General features: G+C 64.6%; 1 protein-coding gene. It reads left to right on the plus strand.

The features are described from left to right. Positions 1-223, plus strand: a 223-nt coding sequence (locus E4487_RS24370; protein ID WP_175254590.1) for an aldehyde dehydrogenase family protein, incomplete at both ends; no start/stop codon positions are given.

Consider the following 223-nt stretch of genomic DNA (forward strand, 5'->3'; position numbering starts at 1 on the left):
CATCGCCAACGACACCGAGTTCGGCCTGGGCGCCGGCGTGTGGAGCCGCGACATGAACGTCGCCTACCGCATGGGCCGCGCGATCAAGGCGGGCCGCGTATGGACCAACTGCTACCACCTGTACCCGGCGCATGCTGCCTTCGGTGGCTACAAGAAGTCCGGGGTCGGGCGTGAGACCCACAAGATGATGCTCGATCACTACCAGCAGACCAAGAACCTGCTG

This window comes from Pseudomonas sp. BMW13 (genome assembly GCF_013357275.1).
Classification (GTDB): Bacteria; Pseudomonadota; Gammaproteobacteria; order Pseudomonadales; family Pseudomonadaceae; genus Aquipseudomonas; species Aquipseudomonas khazarica.